The following is an 18,988-nucleotide window of genomic DNA, read 5'->3' as shown; positions in this document are numbered from 1 at the left end:
TTATGATTTTCGAAAGGCATGCCAGTTTGAAGTACAAGTATGGAAATCGTCATTTTTGGTGTAGAGGATATTTTGTTGATACAGTTGGTAAAAATGCAAAGAAAATTGAAGAGTATATTCGAAACCAGTTAAAAGAAGATATGGAATACGATCAAATGACACTGAAAGAGTATATTGACCCGTTTACGGGTGAGCCGGTAGTAAAAGGCTAAAAGGATGGCGCTTTAGCGTCAGCCTGTGACCGCAGTGCGGAAGGCGAATTTTTCAGAGCCTCTTTAGAGGCAAGCAGGGAACAGCGGCTTATAGCCGCAGAGCAAACCACCGGCTAAGCCGGTGGTAATGATTAGTTATGCGAGGGACGCAGTTATAATTGACATTGAATATACTTCAATTGCGTTACAACCTCGGGAAAGATCATTAATCGGAGCATTAAGACCAAGAAGAATAGGACCATATGCTTCAAAATTACCCATACGCTGAGCAATTTTATATCCAAGATTTCCGGCGTTGATATCAGGGAAAATAAATGTATTAGCATGTCCGGCTACGGGCGATCCGGGTGTTTTCTGTTTCGCTACTCTGGGAGAAACAGCAGCATCAAACTGAAGTTCACCATCTATAGGGATATCAGGGTACTTTTCCTGAGCTTTCTTAGTTGCATTTTGCATCTTAGTTACAGTATCGTCTTTAGCGGATCCTTTTGTAGAGAAGGAAAGGAAGGCAACTTTAGGATTAATACCAAATCTCTGTGCGCAATTAACTGTTTCACCACATATTTCAACGAGATCATCTTCTGAAGGATTGATGTTTATTCCACAATCTGCCATTGCGATTACTTCGTTTTCACCCGTAGCAGAAGGGCGTACAAGGATGAAACAAGATGATACTATTGTATTCTCGGGTTTTGTTTTGATGATCTGTAATGCCGGACGAACTGTATCGGCTGTAGAATAAGTTGCGCCACCGAGCAAACAATCGCCGTATCCCATTTTTACAAGCATAGTTCCAAAATAGTTGGTCTGCTTAAGAATCGGAATAGCTTTTTCAGGCGTCATGCCTTTGCTTTTCCTAAGTTCGCAAAAAGCGTCAACCATTTCGTCAAACTTATCATATTTCTCAGGGTCTATGATTTTAGCGCCTCTAATATTATATCCAGCATCTTCTGCAGCTTTGATTATTTCATCTTCATTTCCCAAAAGAATTGGCTTTAAAAAATTACCGGCGAGCAAACGAGAAGCTGCTTCGAGGATTCTTGGATCTGAACCTTCGGGAAAGACAATAGTCTTAGGGTCAGCCTTAAGCTTCTGAATCATATCTCCAAATCCGTACATTTATCTTCCTCCTTATATATCAGGTATTTATCATTTTGTAAGCGCATACATATTTTAGACCCATGATAATTAAAATAATTTGATTTCGCTCAAGTTTTACATTAATATATTAGAATATAAAAAACAAGCGAGGTAGGTTTGTATGAACATGAATCCTATGATGATAATGCAGCTTCAGCAAAGGTTGGGGTTGTTTCAAAACGATCATCCTAAAGTAATGCCTTTTTTAAGGGCTGTTGGAGAAAACGCAATGCAGGAAGGAACCGTCATTGCGATGAAAGTCACCACAGCTGAAGGAAAAACTATTGAATCCAACATAAAAATAAATGCAAATGATGTTGAAACAATGAAAATGCTTATGGATATGGGGAAACAATAATATCGCAATCAAAAAAGCTTTTCGTAATAACCGTCTTTTTGCTTGAAACCAACCTTGGAAAGGTAAGCTTTGTGATTAACATCGTTTCCGCGGTAGGTCATAGATTTAATACCTTCATCCGGGAGTTTTGAGATTAGAAATTTTCCGATAGAAAAGTCTCTATATTCGGGAGTCGAATAATCAAGCATTATATCAAGGTTATTATCTTCAAGTCTTCCTAAAAGAACTCCGGCGGGATTGCCTTTGTGGCAAACGGCGTAGCCGGTATCGGCAGTTGAGAAATCGAGCGGATTTCCAGGGAAACATTTTTGGATATCATCTTTATAACAGTCGATAAAATAGCTAATGACAGAATCTCCCTTATTGAGCTTTATAAAATCATATTCAACAGAGGTATTACTCATTTTTACAAGATAATAGATGTTGATAAGAACTAGGCATAAGTTCATCAACGCAGTAGGATATGAGTGAATGATAAAAGCATAAATAGTAAAAATGATGCTTCCTATAGAATTTATTATTCTGAGCTTTACTACAGAGGCCATCAAAAAAGACACTAAGACCAGTGCTGATCCAAGATAACCAATAGCTTCTATGATCATATTTGTATTCATGACAATATCTCCTCATAATTATTTTATGTGACAATGGTATGATATCAAAAGATTACATGTTGTTCAAATTATGATAAAATCTTATTGTATAATTCGATAATTGGTTACTGGATTTATGGAAGGAGATTTCTATATGGGAGATACCAGAACTGATCTTATAAACCAGCTTGCCGCCAGCATGGGCGCGGGGGATTATGCGAAAACACGATTTGAGGAGTCAAGGTATGACCCAGACACCGGCACGCTTTATTGCGATGGTTATGTAATTTCTAAAACGGTTATTGAAGAGGCAATACAGCATTTCAATCTTATGCAAAAGAAGTGTGATATGAACGATCCGGCATCCAGACATATGGCGCTGATATATAAAACCGCGATTGAAGGAATCAAAAGACTAAAGGAAAGTAAACCGGATATACCGAAGTAAAAAAACGCCGTGAAGATATATGTCTTCACGGCATTCTTATTATGCTTTAGCTAAAAGAAGTTTTTCCAAGTAAGCAATTCTTGCACATACTGTAAATATGTCAGCAGCCTGTTCAAGTTCTTCCAATGGTGGAAGAGAAGGAGCAAATCTTATAACAGAATCATCCGGATCCATATGATAAGGGAAAGGAGCTCCCGCGGGGGTTAAAATAACACCTGCTAGCTTTGCGAGTTCGACGATTCTTGAAGCAGTTCCTTTGGGTGCCTCATAAGTAATGAAATATCCGCCTTTGGGATTAGCCCAAGAACCACAACCAATTTCACCAAGATCTCTTTCCATAGTTTTAGTTACAAGCTCAAATTTAGGACGTAAGATCTTAGCATGCTTTTTCATATGTTCATCAACAGACTCGACATCCATAAAGAATCTGGCATGACGAAGCATGTTTACTTTATCATAACCGATTGTCTGAACAGTCATAGTCTTCTTGAGTTCCTGCCTGTTAGCATTATTACATGCTATAGCAGCGATTCCTGCTCCTGCGAATGTAATCTTGGATGTAGAAGCAAACTCAAATGCAAGACTAGGGTTATCTGCTTCCTCACATTCATGAAGAATATTAAGAATTTTGCATTTCTCTTTATATAAATGATGTACTGCATATGCATTGTCCCAGAATATTCTGAAGTCTTTAGCAGCAGGCTTAAGATTTGCCATGCGGCGAACTACTTCATCTGAATAAACAATACCTTGGGGATTTGAATACTTTGGAACGCACCAGATTCCCTTGATAGAATCGTCTTTTGATACAAGATCCTCGATCATATCCATATCAGGACCATCATCATGCATGGGGATATTGATCATTTCAAAGCCAAAGTGCTGAGTTATAGCGAAATGTCTGTCATATCCGGGAACAGGGCAAAGCCATTTTACCTTATCAAGCTTACACCAGGGAGTGCATCCGCCGAAACCAAACATATAGCCACGTGCAACAGTATCAAACATGATGTTCAATGATGAGTTTCCGCATACGATTACTTGCTCAGGCTGGCAATCCATTATTTCTGCCATAAGATGCTGTGCTTCTACGATACCTTCCAGGCATCCGTAGTTACGAGTCTCAACACCATTCATGCATTTCATAAGAGATTTTCCATCTAATATATCAAAAATAGGCATAGAAAGATTGAGCTGTTCAACAGAAGGCTTTCCGCGGCTCATATCGAGCTTAAGGCCTTTAGCTTGCCAGTCCTTATACTGCTGAGAAAGCAGCTCTTTTTCCTTCAATAATTCCTCTTGTGACAGTTCGCTGTATTTTTTCATAATTCATCCTCGTTGTTGTATACAAGTATTTTTGCATAATCCTATCGATATTATTACAACATCACTCCGTCAAGTCAAGGGGAAATCTTTATAGGTATTAAATTATTAAAGAAAAGGGTTTGTCAAAATAGCGCATTTGCTGCAGATTGAACGGCATCATTGACTTTGATGTTCATTTCATCAGAAATAGATATTCTGAGCATGTCAATAACACGATTATCAATAGAGTAACCGAGTCTGGATGCGTGTTCACGTAAAGAGTCTTTTTGAGAAATCGAATTGTCTTGGTGCACAGTAGAATTAAGCATTTTAATAGCCTTAAGAGAATCATAGACTTCGGTAAATTCAGGACCGAGTTTAGCTTTGATATCATCTCCTAAATCCGATGCTTTTGAAAGGGGATCATTATTGAGATATGTACTTGTAATTCTATCTACTGAAGATAGAAAGTTATAATCCATCATTTTCTTTTCCTCTTATTATTTTTAATCTTTCAATATATCGGCAGACAAAAAGGATTCATTACCTTTTTTCTTCTTTTTTTATTTTTCCAAAAAAGAAAAATAAAGGACGATATTCGCCAAAGTCAGTATTTATCTGAGTTTGCACTGCAGATATACTTTTTTTAACAATAAAACCTTTTATATATGGTGGAGGGAAAAGAAATGAATAGGAAATTATATAAAAGCTATGATCGAAAAATCTGTGGAGTATGCGGTGGAATTGCAGAGTTTATGGATGTCGATCCCACTATTGTTCGCCTGATCTGGGTGTTGGCATCGCTTGGCGGAGGAATTGGAATTCCGGTATACATTGTTGCGGCAATCATAATGGACGATAAGCCGGATTATATTGACCAGTAAGCGTTGGTAATAGGAGTAACGGATTATGATGATATTGTTTTTTGTGCTATTTTTTATTATTTTTGGAAAAATGATAGGCTTTGCTATAAAAGCATCTTGGAGCATTTTTAAAGCAATAATGTATTTGGTATTCTTCCCGTTTATCTTGGTAATGCTAGTGGTCGGTGGTATGATCTACGTGGCTTTTCCTTTGTTGATAGTGTTTGGGATAGTAGGATTGCTTAGTAATGCATAAATTAAATTTTTTAAATACCCACCTTCATGGCAGTGCTTTTGAAGGTGGGTACTCGTTATTTTCGATATTCATCGTAATCATCATAGTCATCATATTCGTCATACTCGTCGAATAAAGGCTCCGGTTCCTCTTTAGGTTTCCTTACAAAGAGATACATGACCCTGCTGTTATGAAGGATAAAGAGAACTACCAATATAAACAGATGAGTATAAAAAATACCTACTATATAATAGTTTCTTTCTAAAAGATATCCCAGTTTAAATCCCAGAAAGCTTAGAGAGCCCGAAACAAGGAGACCGATTATTAAAAGTGGAGAATGATAAAGCGCACTTTTTAATGCATTTATAAAATCCATAAACGAAGCATCAAAATATATAAATCTACCGATCATGAGCCCGAGATAGTACATCATAACAGGACTGTATTGGCTTTCATCTCCAATTGTATTATTGAGAAACAGGAGGATTATAATAACATAGAACATACCCAGCATTCGTATTGAAGCTTTTTGTTCTTTTGAAGGCATTTTTAGAGGGATAATCAGCTTGTCGATTATTGTATTCGCAACACAGGATAGACATATAAGCAGTAATAATATGAAATCCTTGCTATTGTCCCATGTACTAATAAATTGATCAAAACCATAGTATCTACCGCTTTGGCCTGTGACAGTAGCGTATACGTGGTTCACGATTACATATGAACAGGCAAACATCATTACAGATGTTGCAGAGATCATCATTTCAATAAAAAGCTGAATGTTTAAGTGAAAGTTTTTAAAAAAAAGAACTTCTTTTTCTTGTTTAGTCGGTTTGCGCTTTTTCCCCGAAGAATTAGGTGCGTAGGACAGTTTGGTTCCGATATGAATTAATAGAGCGCATATCGCTATCCCTGCAATGGTGATGAGTAGGAATATCAGTTTTTTGTAAATAGTAAAATCCGGGTTAATGTACTTTTCTAAAGACATGATAAGACTCCTTTTATAAATGCGTTAAAACTGATTATATCTAAAAAAATCAATTTAGAAAAGGTTTTCCTCTCCCCATTTCTTGAGTTCGAGAAGAATTGGAATTAAGGTTTTTGCCTTAGTGGTAAGCGAATATTCTACTCTAACAGGCATTTCCGGGTATTGAGTTCGGATAACAAGGCCGTCATTCTCAAGATCTTTTAACGAATTTGCAAGCATAGTGTTCGTAATTCCAAAAATCTCACGGTTAAGCTCGCCGTATCGGACGACTTCTCTATTATCTATTAAGCAAAGAATGAGAATTTTCCATTTTCCACCTACAATATCCAAAACCTTCTTTAAGCCACATTTTTCACCGGCAATATTATTGCAAAGGGATTCTTTTTTCATATAAGTCCTTTCTATGGTATGGTTTTTGATACCAAGTTAGTATAATCTGCGTAGTTGATATATTTTTTATACTACCTATAATATAATTACCGGTAAATAAAAACAAGTATTATTTGATAGAAAGGCGTTTAGGGAAAACCTGAACGAAATGGTGAATTATATGGAATACATTTTTACAAAAGAAAACTTTAATGAAGAAGTAATGAACAGTGATATCCCGGTTCTTGTAGATTTTTATGCTGATTGGTGCGGACCTTGCAAGATGATGGGACCGGTAGTAGAAGAATTGGCAAAAGAATATGAGGGAAAAGCTAAGATTGGTAAGGTTAATGTTGATGAACAGCCGGAGCTTGCTGCAAAATACAATGTCATGAGTATCCCGTTCTTTGCTTTTATAAAGGGCGGAGAGCTTGAGGAGAGTGAGCTTGGAGCAGTTTCTAAGGAACGACTTGCAGGAACTCTTGATAGACTAATCTGATCCATCCAGATGCTAACTGCTGCAAAATGCTATATACTTAAATATAGGCGGTCAGTTTCCGGGAAGGAAGATTTCGTATGGAATATTGTGAATTCATAAATGGTCTTGAAGTGTTGGCGACATATAGCGAAGAGAGCATAGAAGAGATATATGTTCCTTTGTTGAAAAAACTTGCTGAAATACATAATAAGAAAGGGAATCGTGTAATCGCTATGATTGCGGCGCCTCCCGGAGCCGGAAAAAGTACGTTGGCAAGTTTTCTGGAGTTTTTGTCGAAAGACGTTATACCCGAGAAAACAGTAAAGGCGCTTGGCATGGATGGATTTCACAAAAGACAGGAGTACTTGCTTTCACATGCGACTATTATTGACGGGGAAAGGGTTCCGCTGGTAGATATAAAAGGAGCACCGATTACTTTTGATCTGGAGAAATTGAGAAGTAGCATAGAAGAAGTAGCAAAGGGAGGAGTATGCGGGTGGCCGGTTTATGACAGGGTTTCGCATAATCCTATAGAAAATAGAATAAAGGTAGATACAGATATAGTTATAATTGAAGGAAATTATCTACTTCTGGATACAAAGGGATGGAGAGATCTTTCTTCATATGCTGACTATACAATATCTATTATTGCAGGAGAAGAACAACTCCGAAAAAGGTTGATTGCGCGTAAGAGAGCTGCCAGTGGTTTTGCCATGGATAAAGTGATTAAATTTGTAGATTTTAGTGATATGGCGAATGTGTGGCTATGTCTGGGAAATACAAAGCCGGCTGACATTGAATTGGTATTAAGAGATGATGATCAATATACATTACTTAAACGTGAAGGAGGCTAATCATGGCAACTACCAAAAAGGCTACTACATCTAAGAAGAGTACTTCCGGAACAAAGAAAGCGACTACTTCAAAAGCAAAAAGCGCTAGCACAAATAAGCCCAAAAAGACAGGGACTTCCGCTTCCGCCAAGAAAAGCACCGGTTCATCTGTGAAAGTTACTGCAGCAGAGAAAAAGGTTTTAGAGCTTTACAGAGCTGCTGACGCAGATACAAAAAAAGCAGCAGTGGCTATATTGAAAGGAGAGAAGACTCAATTAGGTGGCATATTGGAATCTATTCTTGAGAACAAGACAATAATGAACACTGTCACAAGCCTTTTTAAATGATGATTTAATTATTATAACAAGCCGTGTATTAGCGCGGCTTGTTTGTGTATGCGCCGAATCTATTATGACAATGAAGGAGTTATGATTATGAGACATTATATAATAGCAAAATTTAAGGAATGCATTGACTGGAAGAGTCAAATGGAGGGAATCAAGGAATTATTTGAAGGAGCCACCAATGTTGAAGGCGTTTCGGGGGTTAGGATTTATCCGTCTTGTTCGGATCGGTCAAACAGAGCACATGTTATGATTGAATTGCAATTATCCCCTGAGGGGCTTGAGAATTTTGACAATTCTCCCATACACAGCGAATGGAAGATTAGATTCGGAGATATGCTTGAAGGAAAGACAATTTTTGATTGTGACTAAGTGTAAAATTTCATAGCTGATCAATAAATATAGATAGTGTAGAAAGTAAAATAAGCCGCACACTATTTCGCAAAATTTCCGTTTTACGAAATGATATGTTCGGCATCTAATATACATATACAAAAAAACAGCAGAGACTTATTGATCTGTATATGAATAGACTTCTCTTTTTGCATTCTGATAATTGATTCCGGCTCTGTCAAACAGTTCTGTTATGGTAACAAATTCATATCCCTCCCTAAGCAGGTCCGGAATAATTGTATCAAGAGCTTCTACAGTGGCATCATTTCCTTCAAGATCATGAAGAAGAATAACTGCTCCGTCTCTGGCGCCTTCAATAATCATCCGTGCGCGTTCGGAAGCCGGAACTTCAGGATCCCAATCCAGACCGTTGTATCCGCTTATGAATACTAATGGAATTGTATCCATCATAAGATCGTTCACATAGATATAGGGAGGCCTGAAGAACGTAGGCTCTTTCCCGGTGTATTCGACAATTCTTCGAGAAGTTTCCTTAATCTCGGCGAGAATTGTTTCTTTGTTGAATTCCCGCATATCGGAATGCGTAAGCGAATGGTTCTGAATATCGCATCCGTGCGCGATTTCTTCTTTGATAATATGCGATCTCTCAGGAGTCATGTTCTCTCCTATTAGGAAAAAAGAGGCCACAACGCCGTATTTCTTTAATTTATCAAGAACTTGTAATGTTGTTGTATCGGAAGGACCATCATCAAAAGTAAGTGCGATATATTTCTTCTTGTTATCCATGAAATTCGCCTCCATTATTGTGCTGATACGTTAGCTTTCTTATGCCATATTACTTCTAGAGAAGGGGTTCTGGAAGGCACCGTAAGAGCAATATCGTCAGTGACTCTGTTAAAAGAAGAATTGCCACCGTGAACATTTCTTTTAAACACAGGAGTTCCGTCACCTTTAAGAAAAGCCGATACGTACTCCTTTATAGAATGTATAGGATAGGGGAAACTCATACCCCCCATGTCATCTTGTGAAAAATTATGAATGTCCGATCCTGCTGAAAAGAGAAAATTCCGGTCATTCGCGTATTGGTAACCTAGAGCGTCTTGCCAGTCAGGGTTTCCAGCATTAAAAATTTCAGCGCCATCACATACTTCTGGAGTAAGATGAATTGCCTTTAGATATCCTCTTTCTCTGTATGGGTGAGCTTGAACCATTATTCCGCCGGCGCTGTGAACCGCTTCGTAAACTTCAAATCTGTCTTTTTGCATAATATCGGGATTGGATAGAAGCCAATCTTCGTCTACACCGTATAGTAGATATTCATCTCCGTCAAAATTATACTCGATGCCAAAAAAGACTGCTAAGCCCTTGTCTTTTGCAGCTTCTTCCGCATGTTTGTAGCCACTGCAATATAGTTCAACTTTTTTATCCCAGGGAAGATCTTTAGGAACGGCGCAATTACCATTAAAAAAATGGTCTGTTACAATAATACCGCTATATCCAAGGCCTATCATGTAGTCAATATAATCTTCGGCCGGAGTGTTTGAGCAGGCGCTTCCTTCCATAGTATGTAGGTGTGTTTCGTAAATGTATTCCATGATGTCTTTATTTTATTTACTCTTTCTATCTTGCCGGAATAGACTATTACCTGTTTGGATTGAGCAGATTTTCACATCCATAAGGCGCATTGACCAGATTATTGTTTCTTATGCTACAAGTCGCGTTTCTGCAATCTCTGCATCTGAAACTGATGTGATTTCCGTATAATCTTTTGCAGTTAAATGAGCAAAAAACCTTTCTCCCTTCGCGGGCTGTAAATGTTCTGCCACAGTTGATACAAATTCTTTTTACGTTATTAGCCATAATAAAACCCCTAAATTGTTATATAACTTAAATACATTATGTATAATATGTGTTAAAACACATTATTACCAAATGCGATAATTGCCGGATAATGCAAGGAAGGCAAACAAATATAAGCAATTATCATAGTATCTTCGAACGCCTTTTCTAAGAGGTTGATTCCAAAACCATTCAACCCATTTTTTTGCAGTAGAAAAATCACTGTTTTCATTATTGCTGTATGGAATAGTCAATGCGCTCTGAGCCATTGTAGCTATTAGTCCAACAGGATGGAGAACAGGTCTTTCTAGAGGCGTTCCGTCAACTTTATAAGCGCATCTTGCCGCTTCAAGATCGGTTTTAAAGAAATTCATCATCTTTAACGGAATCGAATATTGCCCTTTATCGATTCCAAACCATTCGGCGTCTAGACCGATATTTGCGGCCGTTCTATATGCGTCGCTGAAAAAATCACCGAATTGTCCCCAAGGCAATTCTTTATTCATCGGGCTTCCATCAAAATTAGCATATTCGGCGCTTAATCCCGTCTCAGGATGGCACGCTGTTACAAGGAAGTTTCTGCTTGCTTCTGCGGCTTTTTTAAAGAATTCCCTATCTTCTTCATATGCCCAAAGAGCAAACAGATCATAAAAATGCGGAAGATGATAGGATGGATCGGTAAAGCCAATTCCCGGGACAAATAAAATCTGGTAATTATCCTTATTCCACATGGGAGTGCCTACTCTACCGTTTTCACCCTTGTGTATGCATGAATGAAGAAGATCCTTGGCTTCTTTGCTATATTCAAAAATTCCGTCCCGATCGCCCCATCTGTGTGAAGCAAAAAAGAGTGCCATAGCATAAAACTCTTCGCCGTCGGGAGCTGGTCCGTCGGCATTTTTCTTACCATCTGTTTGACATGACCAAGCAAAATACCCTTCATTCTCTCCTTCTGTCATGAACATATATGTTTTTGACCATTTCCAGATTCGATCAAATTCTTCTTGCATATCAAGCTGAACACACATCATCATTCCATATGACATGCCCTCTGTTCTGGCGTCATTATTGCCGGTATCAGTCAGATACCCCATATCATCGCCGGCTTCATGATATATTCGTTCTTCTTCGTCATAGAAAAAAGTATTTACAATTTCTTTTAAACGTGAAGAAATTTCATCTTCGGTCTTTCCGATCTCTTTAAAGATGTTTCTGTATATGCCTGATTCAAATGCACTCATTATATAATAACCTTTCGATTTTATTGATCTATTATAACAATTACTTGGTTGAAATATAATCAGAATAGCTCATTCCGGTATACTTTTTAAAGCATTTACTAAAATAATTCGGGTCCGGAATTCCTACTTCTGCGGCTATCTGATACATTTTGATGTTAGATTTTGCTATTTTTACCGCTTTTTTCATTCGCAAGTCATTTAGGTATTCTACAAAATTCTTGCCGGTGTCTTGTTTGAATTTTCTTGATAGATAACTGGCGCTGAAGCCAAAATATTGTGCAAGAAAAGTAAGATTAAGCATTGAGTCCGTAAAGTTATCTTCTACGTATTTTTTAATAAGTTCGGTCGAGTTATTTTCATCTGAATTCTCGGTTTCTATTTCTGCCTTAGAATCTTCCCAAGAATCTTTAGATTCATCTAACCTCTTTTTAGCTCTTTCCAGTACATCGGAAATCTCCGCTCTTACCATAGGCTTAAGCATATAATCAAAAACGGGCAGACTTACGCATTTTCTTGCATATTCAAATTGATTGATTGCTGTCATGATTATAATGATCAGATTCGGATATCTGTCTGTTGCGGTTTTGGTAAACTCTATTCCATCCATAAAAGGCATGGAAATATCAACAAAAGCAATATCAGGCTTTACATCGTCAATAATGTTTATAGCTTCAATGCCGCTTGCGGCTTCTCCGACAACTTCCATGTTAAGAGTATCCCATTTGATACCGGCTCTCATGAGTTTACGTGCAGACTCTTCGTCGTCAATTATCATCACCCTGTATGTTCTGTTCATGTCACTTTACCCCATAATGGCTTGCATGCGGAATAATAAATTCAATTTCCGTATACTCACCGATTTCGCTGTTTATTTTTACCACGTCTTCTTTATCATAAAAGATTCTTATTCTTTCTATTGTACCCCATAAACCAAAACTCTCTGCGTCGAGTTCATCTTGATTTATCTTTTTTCTGGAAAGAATCTTTTCTATCTGATCCGCGTCCATACCCACGCCTGTATCTCTGACGCTTAGATGGAGTTCATTTTCTTCCATTCGGCTGGATATCCTTATTATACCTCGTTCACCTTTTAAGCGTATACCGTGATATATACTGTTTTCCACAAGAGGCTGCAGGATTAACTTAGGAACAATGAAGTTCTCAGTGTCCTCCGCAATATCATAAATATCTTCTATGATATCTCCGTACCTAAGCTTTTGAAGCGCAATATAATCTTTAACTATGCATACTTCTCTGGACAAGGGAATTTCCCTGTCTCCTTTACTTAGGAAGTTTCTGTAAAAGCTGCCAAGTGTTTCAAGTGCATCGTGTACCCTATCGGCGCCGGCATCCATCGCAAGAAAACCTATGGTTTCTATGGAATTATATAAAAAATGCGGCTTTATCTGCTCTTGGAGCACTCGCATTTCTGCTTTTTGAAGTGTTTTCTCTTTTTCTATAAGTGTAGCAATCAGTTCGTTTACATGGTCGATCATGCTGTTATAATCTGTCTTCAACATGTCGAGTTCGTTACTAGACATATCTATGTTGATTTTTTTAAGATGTCCGGAGCGTTTGTTTCTTTCCATTGAACTTGAAAGCTCAAACACTGGATCTGTAATATTCTTCTGAATAAATCTGGCTACATATATTGTCATCAATATAAACACCACCAGCAAGAAAAGTAATGCGTATATAATCTTGTATGGAATGCCTTCCGATCCGTACGAAGAAACTTTGAGAATAACAATCGGAAGATTGCTTACATTACATCCTGATATCAGGATCCGCTCATGATCAAGGACATCATTCTTATGCACTATCTGAGCGGAATCAAATCCGGTTTCAAAAAAAGGAACCAGCTCTTTATTTCCTGCCAAGTATGTACCATCGATTCCCATTATACATATATCGCTGTAATGTAGCTGATTTAGCATCTTTTGATATACCGAAGCGGATATATTCATTAACATAAGTCCGCGTCTACGCTGAGAGTCAATATCGTATATAGCTCTTCCAACAGTCACAACAGGCTTGTTATCCGCTCTTGTAGCTATTTTATTACTGTTAAGCGAGACCACAGCTCGTCCTCTTCCGTTGTAGATATCTTTTTTCCATATATCTTGTTCGATCAGAGGATGGTTATATTTATATGAAAATCTATCGGTAACTACTCTTTTCATATCCTCGCGAAAGACAATAACCGAATCCACGCCCTCTTTTACATTAAGAATACTCATAATTCCGTATCTGGCGTCATTGATCATTCCGATATCTACATCGTCTGTGTCCGCCCTAAGAAATGTTACTAGTCTTCCTTCAGTCATGATAAGTCTTGAAAGGTCTATATAATTCTTGGTTTCGGAATAAATATTATTGGAGAGTGTTTTTATAACGCTCTCTGCTTCGCGAATTCCATATTCTTTTCTCTCTTTTTCAGTAATGTAATATGTGGAAATCAGAAAGGAAACAATGGCAATAAAAATAATCCCAAAGATAACCTGCTTAAGACTGGATGACAGGGATGTTCTCTTGCTATTGTTATCATAGAATTGTAAGAGATTTTTCTTTATGTTCATATATCGCCCCTCAAAACTTCCTCCACATAATACCTCTTAAAGATAACATTTTTCACCTTTTGTTGCAAAAGAAAAAGAGCTTGGCTTTTATCTTTCGCCAAGCTCTAAATTGTATAAAATTATCAGCCTTTTACCGCACCAGCGATAAAGCTATCCTGAATTTTTCTGCTTAAGAAAACATATACTATCAAAGTCGGGAATGTTGCGATTACAAGAGCCGCACCAATCGGACCCCAATCTGTTGTATATGCACCTGACAAGGCTTTAATACCTACAGGCAATGTTCTGTGTTTAGAGTCGGAAATGAAAACATTGGCAAACATGAACTCATTCCAACATTGAAGGTATGAATAGATACCTACAGTTGAAAATGCGGGTTTTGTAAGCGGAAGTATAATCTTAAAAAACGTTCCGAATAATCCACATCCATCAATTCTTGCAGCTTCATCAAGGTCAATAGGAATATCGACCATGAATCCTGTACATATAAGAATTGCCATTGACAATGCAAAAGCTGAATATGGCACGATAAGTGTTGAATATTTGTTGAGCCAATGAAGCTTAGATAAAACAACATATACCGGTACGATTGAAGCCTGAAGTGGAATAGTAAGTCCGAGCATAAAGAATGCGTTGATATACTTATTAAGCCTCGAAGGAATACGAGTAATCGCGTAAGTGGCCATCAATGCTGCCATTAAAGAAATGGCAATTGCCAAAGTTGTAACCAGTAAACTGTTTGCAAAATACAGTGCCATATTTCCCGTCTTAAGGGCTGAAGCGTAATTCGACCACAACCAGTCCTTAGGGATACCTATAATGTTTTTTCCGAAAATTTCATCATTGGATTTAAGAGAAAATGTAAACATGAAGTAAATAGGGAATAAGTTTACAAGTGCCCATATTCCAAGAAGAATATATGCTAACGATTTTTTAAACTTCATTTTTATTTATCCTTTTCCTTAAATGCAGCGCTTATCAATAATGCAAACGCAAAGCAAAGTGCTATCAACATAACAGTGATTGTACTACCCATACCATACCTGTTTCTTAAGAAAAGCATGTTCTCAAGCAAGGTACTGGGTACTTCTGTTGACTGGAAGGGTCCGCCTTCAGTCAAAATACGTACAAGGTCGTAAGTCTTAAGTGAACCTGTTACCGCGAAAATTACGCTTACTTTTAAAATCGGCTTAATGATCGGAATAACAATGTACTTATCAACCTGCCACTTTGTTGCGCCGTCAAGCATAGCTGCTTCTCTTAAGTCTACTGATACACCTTTAACTCCGGCGTACATTAAAAGCATATGGTAGCCGATGTACTGCCAAATAGTGGGCACAACGATACTTCCAAGCGCTGTTCCGATTTCGCCCACCCATACATGCTTATACTGACTAAGATGAACAAGATCAAGAAATCTGTTTAAAAGACCGTAGTCGGGATTATATATTTTCAACCAGAGCTGACCGATAACAACGGTTGAGATCAACACAGGCATAAAGAATATTGATAAGAATACCTTTTCGCCCTTTGGCTTTCTTCCCAAAAGAAGTGCCAGCGCCAACGAAATAGGCAACTGTATAAACACTGAGAAGATAGCTATGATCATTGCGTTTTTCAATGACGTTATAAATTTGATCGAACCATTGGTAAACAGCTCTACGTAATTGGCAATTCCAATAAATGTTCCTTCAGAAAAACCATTCCAATCAAATGTACTTCTATAGAGTGATACTGCTATAGGAGCAATAAGAATGCTTATAAAAAGTGCTAATCCGGGAAGAAGAAATACGAATATGGTCAAATGCTTTTTTATGTTCTTGTTTCTTCTTTCCCTTAATATTTCTTTACTTACAATATAATTATTATCAGACATTATTATAACCTTCTAAAATAATACGATCCTTCCGTCTTCCCCATGGGAAGCACAGGAAGGATCGTAAGTAGCCTAAGCTAAATCTTTTGTTTTATGTTATCGAATATCTTTTGCTAATCCCTTGATGAATGCCTCACCATCAACCTGGCATCCATAAACCTGATCTACATATGAAAGATATGTATTAGCTGAATCAGCATCCATAGCTGTATCTCCGAAGAGAACGTATGTATCTGCATTTGAGCAGATCTCAGCAACTGCCTGTGTGAGCTCATTTACAGAGCTTGTATCACCATAAGGTGTCCATGCAGGAAGTCCACATCCATCAAGATATCCATAGTGGCAAATAAGCTTACCAAGCTCGAAAGTATAATCAGCTGCTCTCTCAGCGTTAGGTGAAGATGCTGCAACAGCAAGTGTATCTGAAGGTCCACCGATTAACTGACCAAGCTTAGCCTTATCAGCGTTAATTACAGGGAACTCACTAACCTTTACCTTAGGGAAGAACTCTGCATTGTTTGCGAAGTCTGCACAGTTCCATGTTCCGTTCATGTAGAATGCATATTTACCAGCCATGAAGTTGTTCTTAACTTCATCGTTTGTAAGGCCGATTCCTGAAGGATCAAAGTATCCGTCTTTAACAAGCTTCTGGAATGTATCAACAGCAGCACCAACATCTGGATTGTCCCATGTTGCTCTTCCAAGGAAAATATCGTTAAGTGCATCTGCGCCTGCGCTCTTCTCGATAACAGACTCAAGATACTCAGTTACGCACCATGTCTCTTTTCCTGCACATCCGAAAGGAATGATTCCCTTAGCCTTAAGTGCATCACAGCACTTAATGAACTCTTCATATGTTCCGGGGATCTCATCGTATCCAGCCTCTTTTAAGAGATCCATGTTAGCGAAGAGACCAACGATGTTCATTGTTAACGGAACACCATAGTGCTTTCCATCATATGTTGTGTTTCCGAGCATAACCTCAGGAAGCTCACTCTTGTAATTCTCATAAGCAGCATCAAGGCAATATACCTTTCCTGCCTCTACGAAATCACCAAGGAATGCACATGACCATGTAAAGAAGATATCAGGCATTTCGTTAGCTGAAACAGCTGCTTTAATCTTTGTCTTGTAAGACTGGTTCTCAAATGCTTCCCATTCTAATGTGATCTCAGGGTACTTAGCCTGCATATCAGCAATAGCTGCTTCATATGCATGACGGTTTGAGTCACTCTCTGTAGCGATACACCACATTTTAAGAGTTATAGGCTCTCCTGATGCTGCAGCCTCAGCGGCAGGTGCTTCTGCCTCTGCTTCAGCAGGTGCTTCTGCCTCTGCAGCAGGAGCTGCATCACTTGAATCTGTAGCCGGTGCTGTAGATGCTGATTCTCCACATGCAACAAGTGAAAGAGCCATTACACCCGCCAACACGGTTGAAACTAAACGCTTCATTTCCATATCATACCTCCCATTATAAAGTTTTGTTTTGGTGACAATGTCACCTGTTCTATCGCAAGCATTTCTGCTTTTGATCCCCTTTATTTCCCTGTTGTATGAACCATAGGCCAGGGATATTCTATAGTAAGAGTATCTCCATTGACTGAGTAATAGAGAAAAGCATCTTGAAAACGGAAATCTGCATCATACATGAGTTTTATCTGTCCGGAAGCTTCGTCGACCGCATATTGTCCGCCAAAACTATTGTCTTCCATAAACCTTCCATCGTTCGAAAAAACAAAAGATGAATTTCCATTCTCATGGAGCCAATATCCAACAATCCCTTGCTTGTCTTCTTCCGAAAAATCAATGCTGTTACCGTTAGCGTCGGTTCCCTCGCATGCCGTATATTTTTCTATTTCATATAGAACAATACCTTCGTTATCGGTATCATAATGCATCTTAAGTTCATTACCGTCTTTGGCGGTTAATGTTATAAACTTATCATCTTTGATATATTTGTATTTTTCATTTTTAAAGACAGCGTTTCCGTTGTCATATAATGCAAGAATCTCTTTGTCCGGCTCATGATTGTATGCCCAACTCTCAACTTTTTTACCACATCCGTTAAGAGTAAGCGTAGCAAAAATCAGTATGCCAACAATCAATGACTTCTTTAGATTTTTCATGTAGCTGCCTTCTTTTTGTTTTCTATACCTCACGGCATAATCTAGTATATATGATAAAAAAAATTGATTGAATGGAAATCTTTTACTTCATCAAGTACTTTTTTTACTTCTTGACGATAAAAGATAATTTTATGCTACTTTTTTTGTGCAGAATGTATGTTAATACTTTAACGCTTTAGAATTGCGCTCGGGATTATTGATACTTTTATACATAATGCCCATTCTTTTACGTCAATCTGACAAGGCCGGGATCAATAGTAAAGACAACAAAAAAACACAGGCATTTGCCTGTGTTTAAAATATCAGCCGCTATTAAATGCAATTATATCCTTTGTTTATTAGAATATTTTCCACCTGCTTGGTGTCATCAGTATGAATAACCATTATAGGCAGCCCGGATTCTCTGTTAAATGAAAGATATGTATAATTTACATTTATATTGCTTGAATATAATGTTTTCAAAATCTTATCCAATGAGCCGACCTCATCGGGACACTCTACAGCTAAAACCGGAGTTGTTTTGCAAATATATCCGGCTTTTCCAAGAACATCAATACTTTTCTCAGGATCGGAAACTACCATTCTTACTATTCCATATTCTGCGGAATCATTGGTAACAGAACCCAAAATATTTACCCCACTATCACACAGGATTCCGGTGATATTCTGTAAGCATCCTTTTTTATTTTCTGCGTATATAGATATTTGTTTAAGCATTTTTCATTCTCCTCACTATGCCGATTGGCGTATGCATGTATTCTAACATCAGGACATCCCCATGTCCAGTAAAAAAGCGAGACAGCGGGG

The 18,988-nt window shown here is 38.0% G+C and carries 24 protein-coding genes; 8 read left to right on the top strand and 16 right to left on the bottom strand.

The features are described from left to right. Window positions 1-212 (top strand): transposase (locus BM377_RS12615; protein ID WP_177223880.1); only part of this gene is annotated, 212 nt, incomplete at its 5' end. Between the two features lie 135 nt (window positions 213-347). Here BM377_RS12615 and pta read toward each other — a convergent pair. Continuing rightward, window positions 348-1,331 carry a phosphate acetyltransferase gene (gene pta, locus BM377_RS12610; protein ID WP_092248989.1) on the bottom strand — a complete coding sequence of 328 codons (984 nt, stop codon included), beginning with the start codon at window positions 1,329-1,331 and terminating at the stop codon, window positions 348-350. Window positions 1,332-1,473: 142 nt separating this feature from the next. Here pta and BM377_RS12605 point away from each other — a divergent pair, with 142 nt between their 5' ends. Then, entirely contained in the window at window positions 1,474-1,710 is a 237-nt protein-coding gene (locus tag BM377_RS12605; RefSeq protein WP_092248986.1) for a hypothetical protein, read from the top strand. A gap of 8 nt (window positions 1,711-1,718) precedes the next feature. On the opposite strand, the gene BM377_RS12600 is transcribed toward BM377_RS12605, so the two are convergent. Further along, the gene (locus BM377_RS12600; protein WP_092248984.1) at window positions 1,719-2,324 is read right to left on the bottom strand and encodes a YgjV family protein; all 606 of its coding nucleotides are present in this window, start codon (window positions 2,322-2,324) and stop codon (window positions 1,719-1,721) included. A gap of 133 nt (window positions 2,325-2,457) precedes the next feature. Between BM377_RS12600 and BM377_RS12595 the strand changes: the two genes are divergently transcribed. Continuing rightward, window positions 2,458-2,751, top strand: coding sequence for a hypothetical protein (locus BM377_RS12595; RefSeq protein WP_092248981.1), 294 nt, complete (start codon window positions 2,458-2,460; stop codon window positions 2,749-2,751). Window positions 2,752-2,790: 39 nt separating this feature from the next. Here BM377_RS12595 and BM377_RS12590 read toward each other — a convergent pair whose 3' ends face one another. After that, window positions 2,791-4,077, bottom strand: coding sequence for an aspartate aminotransferase type Ic (locus BM377_RS12590; protein ID WP_092248978.1), 1,287 nt, complete (start codon window positions 4,075-4,077; stop codon window positions 2,791-2,793). Between the two features lie 122 nt (window positions 4,078-4,199). Next, window positions 4,200-4,541, bottom strand: coding sequence for a hypothetical protein (locus BM377_RS12585; protein ID WP_092248975.1), 342 nt, complete (start codon window positions 4,539-4,541; stop codon window positions 4,200-4,202). A gap of 201 nt (window positions 4,542-4,742) precedes the next feature. Here BM377_RS12585 and BM377_RS12580 point away from each other — a divergent pair, with 201 nt between their 5' ends. Beyond that, the gene (locus BM377_RS12580) at window positions 4,743-4,940 is read left to right on the top strand and encodes a PspC domain-containing protein (protein ID WP_092248972.1); all 198 of its coding nucleotides are present in this window, start codon (window positions 4,743-4,745) and stop codon (window positions 4,938-4,940) included. 290 nt (window positions 4,941-5,230) lie between these two features. Here the strand turns inward: BM377_RS12580 and BM377_RS12570 are convergent, their stop codons facing one another. Both BM377_RS12570 and BM377_RS12565 read right to left on the bottom strand, forming a co-directional pair. Continuing rightward, window positions 5,231-6,142 carry a hypothetical protein gene (locus BM377_RS12570; RefSeq protein ID WP_092248966.1) on the bottom strand — a complete coding sequence of 304 codons (912 nt, stop codon included), beginning with the start codon at window positions 6,140-6,142 and terminating at the stop codon, window positions 5,231-5,233. Between the two features lie 54 nt (window positions 6,143-6,196). Beyond that, window positions 6,197-6,532, bottom strand: a complete 336-nt coding sequence (locus BM377_RS12565) for a winged helix-turn-helix transcriptional regulator (RefSeq protein ID WP_092248963.1) — start codon at window positions 6,530-6,532, stop codon at window positions 6,197-6,199. Window positions 6,533-6,680: 148 nt separating this feature from the next. Here BM377_RS12565 and trxA point away from each other — a divergent pair, with 148 nt between their 5' ends. The 4 genes from trxA to BM377_RS12545 all read left to right on the top strand — a co-directional run bounded on the left by trxA (window position 6,681) and on the right by BM377_RS12545 (window position 8,538). Further along, entirely contained in the window at window positions 6,681-7,010 is a 330-nt protein-coding gene (trxA, locus tag BM377_RS12560; protein ID WP_330392994.1) for a thioredoxin, read from the top strand. A 77-nt stretch (window positions 7,011-7,087) separates the two neighbouring features. Beyond that, window positions 7,088-7,843 carry a nucleoside/nucleotide kinase family protein gene (locus BM377_RS12555; protein WP_092248960.1) on the top strand — a complete coding sequence of 252 codons (756 nt, stop codon included), beginning with the start codon at window positions 7,088-7,090 and terminating at the stop codon, window positions 7,841-7,843. A 2-nt stretch (window positions 7,844-7,845) separates the two neighbouring features. Next, entirely contained in the window at window positions 7,846-8,169 is a 324-nt protein-coding gene (locus BM377_RS12550; protein WP_092248957.1) for a hypothetical protein, read from the top strand. A gap of 87 nt (window positions 8,170-8,256) precedes the next feature. After that, window positions 8,257-8,538, top strand: coding sequence for an antibiotic biosynthesis monooxygenase family protein (locus BM377_RS12545; RefSeq protein ID WP_092248949.1), 282 nt, complete (start codon window positions 8,257-8,259; stop codon window positions 8,536-8,538). 138 nt (window positions 8,539-8,676) lie between these two features. Here BM377_RS12545 and BM377_RS12540 read toward each other — a convergent pair whose 3' ends face one another. The 10 genes from BM377_RS12540 to BM377_RS12490 form a co-directional block, all read right to left on the bottom strand. Then, window positions 8,677-9,306, bottom strand: coding sequence for a polysaccharide deacetylase family protein (locus BM377_RS12540; RefSeq protein ID WP_092248946.1), 630 nt, complete (start codon window positions 9,304-9,306; stop codon window positions 8,677-8,679). A gap of 14 nt (window positions 9,307-9,320) precedes the next feature. Further along, a complete protein-coding gene (locus BM377_RS12535; protein WP_092248943.1) occupies window positions 9,321-10,115 on the bottom strand; it encodes a PHP domain-containing protein in 795 nt (264 codons plus the stop codon). A 330-nt stretch (window positions 10,116-10,445) separates the two neighbouring features. Beyond that, entirely contained in the window at window positions 10,446-11,600 is a 1,155-nt protein-coding gene (locus tag BM377_RS12525) for a family 8 glycosyl hydrolase (protein WP_092248937.1), read from the bottom strand. A gap of 40 nt (window positions 11,601-11,640) precedes the next feature. Next, window positions 11,641-12,396, bottom strand: a complete 756-nt coding sequence (locus tag BM377_RS12520) for a response regulator transcription factor (RefSeq protein WP_092248934.1) — start codon at window positions 12,394-12,396, stop codon at window positions 11,641-11,643. 1 nt (window position 12,397) lies between these two features. Next, window positions 12,398-14,179: a sensor histidine kinase gene (locus tag BM377_RS12515; RefSeq protein WP_092248931.1), complete on the bottom strand. Its 1,782-nt coding sequence runs from the start codon at window positions 14,177-14,179 to the stop codon at window positions 12,398-12,400. Window positions 14,180-14,301: 122 nt separating this feature from the next. After that, complete coding sequence (locus BM377_RS12510) at window positions 14,302-15,123, bottom strand: carbohydrate ABC transporter permease (RefSeq protein WP_092248928.1); 822 nt, start codon at window positions 15,121-15,123, stop codon at window positions 14,302-14,304. A gap of 2 nt (window positions 15,124-15,125) precedes the next feature. After that, window positions 15,126-16,055, bottom strand: coding sequence for a carbohydrate ABC transporter permease (locus BM377_RS12505; RefSeq protein WP_177223879.1), 930 nt, complete (start codon window positions 16,053-16,055; stop codon window positions 15,126-15,128). A 96-nt stretch (window positions 16,056-16,151) separates the two neighbouring features. After that, window positions 16,152-17,513: an ABC transporter substrate-binding protein gene (locus BM377_RS12500; protein ID WP_092248925.1), complete on the bottom strand. Its 1,362-nt coding sequence runs from the start codon at window positions 17,511-17,513 to the stop codon at window positions 16,152-16,154. 80 nt (window positions 17,514-17,593) lie between these two features. Continuing rightward, the gene (locus BM377_RS12495; protein ID WP_092248922.1) at window positions 17,594-18,181 is read right to left on the bottom strand and encodes a hypothetical protein; all 588 of its coding nucleotides are present in this window, start codon (window positions 18,179-18,181) and stop codon (window positions 17,594-17,596) included. A gap of 312 nt (window positions 18,182-18,493) precedes the next feature. Next, window positions 18,494-18,898 (bottom strand): amino acid-binding protein, encoded by a 405-nt coding sequence (locus BM377_RS12490; protein WP_092248919.1) that lies wholly within the window; start codon window positions 18,896-18,898, stop codon window positions 18,494-18,496. Window positions 18,899-18,988 lie beyond the last annotated feature (90 nt).

The organism is Butyrivibrio sp. INlla21 (assembly GCF_900116875.1).
Classification (GTDB): domain Bacteria; phylum Bacillota; class Clostridia; order Lachnospirales; family Lachnospiraceae; genus Butyrivibrio.
Note: the sequence above shows the minus strand (reverse complement) of the source record. Positions and strands in the feature narration are given on the sequence as shown.

What these genes read in the sequence shown, in the direction of transcription:
- pta (WP_092248989.1), bottom strand. Translation starts at nt 1,331, where the DNA reads ATGTACGGATTTGGAGATATGATTCAGAAGCTTAAGGCTGACCCTAAG.
- BM377_RS12605 (WP_092248986.1), top strand. Translation starts at nt 1,474, where the DNA reads ATGAACATGAATCCTATGATGATAATGCAGCTTCAGCAAAGGTTGGGG.
- BM377_RS12600 (WP_092248984.1), bottom strand. Translation starts at nt 2,324, where the DNA reads ATGAATACAAATATGATCATAGAAGCTATTGGTTATCTTGGATCAGCA.
- BM377_RS12595 (WP_092248981.1), top strand. Translation starts at nt 2,458, where the DNA reads ATGGGAGATACCAGAACTGATCTTATAAACCAGCTTGCCGCCAGCATG.
- BM377_RS12590 (WP_092248978.1), bottom strand. Translation starts at nt 4,077, where the DNA reads ATGAAAAAATACAGCGAACTGTCACAAGAGGAATTATTGAAGGAAAAA.
- BM377_RS12585 (WP_092248975.1), bottom strand. Translation starts at nt 4,541, where the DNA reads ATGATGGATTATAACTTTCTATCTTCAGTAGATAGAATTACAAGTACA.
- BM377_RS12580 (WP_092248972.1), top strand. Translation starts at nt 4,743, where the DNA reads ATGAATAGGAAATTATATAAAAGCTATGATCGAAAAATCTGTGGAGTA.
- BM377_RS12570 (WP_092248966.1), bottom strand. Translation starts at nt 6,142, where the DNA reads ATGTCTTTAGAAAAGTACATTAACCCGGATTTTACTATTTACAAAAAA.
- BM377_RS12565 (WP_092248963.1), bottom strand. Translation starts at nt 6,532, where the DNA reads ATGAAAAAAGAATCCCTTTGCAATAATATTGCCGGTGAAAAATGTGGC.
- trxA (WP_330392994.1), top strand. Translation starts at nt 6,681, where the DNA reads ATGGTGAATTATATGGAATACATTTTTACAAAAGAAAACTTTAATGAA.
- BM377_RS12555 (WP_092248960.1), top strand. Translation starts at nt 7,088, where the DNA reads ATGGAATATTGTGAATTCATAAATGGTCTTGAAGTGTTGGCGACATAT.
- BM377_RS12550 (WP_092248957.1), top strand. Translation starts at nt 7,846, where the DNA reads ATGGCAACTACCAAAAAGGCTACTACATCTAAGAAGAGTACTTCCGGA.
- BM377_RS12545 (WP_092248949.1), top strand. Translation starts at nt 8,257, where the DNA reads ATGAGACATTATATAATAGCAAAATTTAAGGAATGCATTGACTGGAAG.
- BM377_RS12540 (WP_092248946.1), bottom strand. Translation starts at nt 9,306, where the DNA reads ATGGATAACAAGAAGAAATATATCGCACTTACTTTTGATGATGGTCCT.
- BM377_RS12535 (WP_092248943.1), bottom strand. Translation starts at nt 10,115, where the DNA reads ATGGAATACATTTACGAAACACACCTACATACTATGGAAGGAAGCGCC.
- BM377_RS12525 (WP_092248937.1), bottom strand. Translation starts at nt 11,600, where the DNA reads ATGAGTGCATTTGAATCAGGCATATACAGAAACATCTTTAAAGAGATC.
- BM377_RS12520 (WP_092248934.1), bottom strand. Translation starts at nt 12,396, where the DNA reads ATGAACAGAACATACAGGGTGATGATAATTGACGACGAAGAGTCTGCA.
- BM377_RS12515 (WP_092248931.1), bottom strand. Translation starts at nt 14,179, where the DNA reads ATGAACATAAAGAAAAATCTCTTACAATTCTATGATAACAATAGCAAG.
- BM377_RS12510 (WP_092248928.1), bottom strand. Translation starts at nt 15,123, where the DNA reads ATGAAGTTTAAAAAATCGTTAGCATATATTCTTCTTGGAATATGGGCA.
- BM377_RS12505 (WP_177223879.1), bottom strand. Translation starts at nt 16,055, where the DNA reads ATGTCTGATAATAATTATATTGTAAGTAAAGAAATATTAAGGGAAAGA.
- BM377_RS12500 (WP_092248925.1), bottom strand. Translation starts at nt 17,513, where the DNA reads ATGGAAATGAAGCGTTTAGTTTCAACCGTGTTGGCGGGTGTAATGGCT.
- BM377_RS12495 (WP_092248922.1), bottom strand. Translation starts at nt 18,181, where the DNA reads ATGAAAAATCTAAAGAAGTCATTGATTGTTGGCATACTGATTTTTGCT.
- BM377_RS12490 (WP_092248919.1), bottom strand. Translation starts at nt 18,898, where the DNA reads ATGCTTAAACAAATATCTATATACGCAGAAAATAAAAAAGGATGCTTA.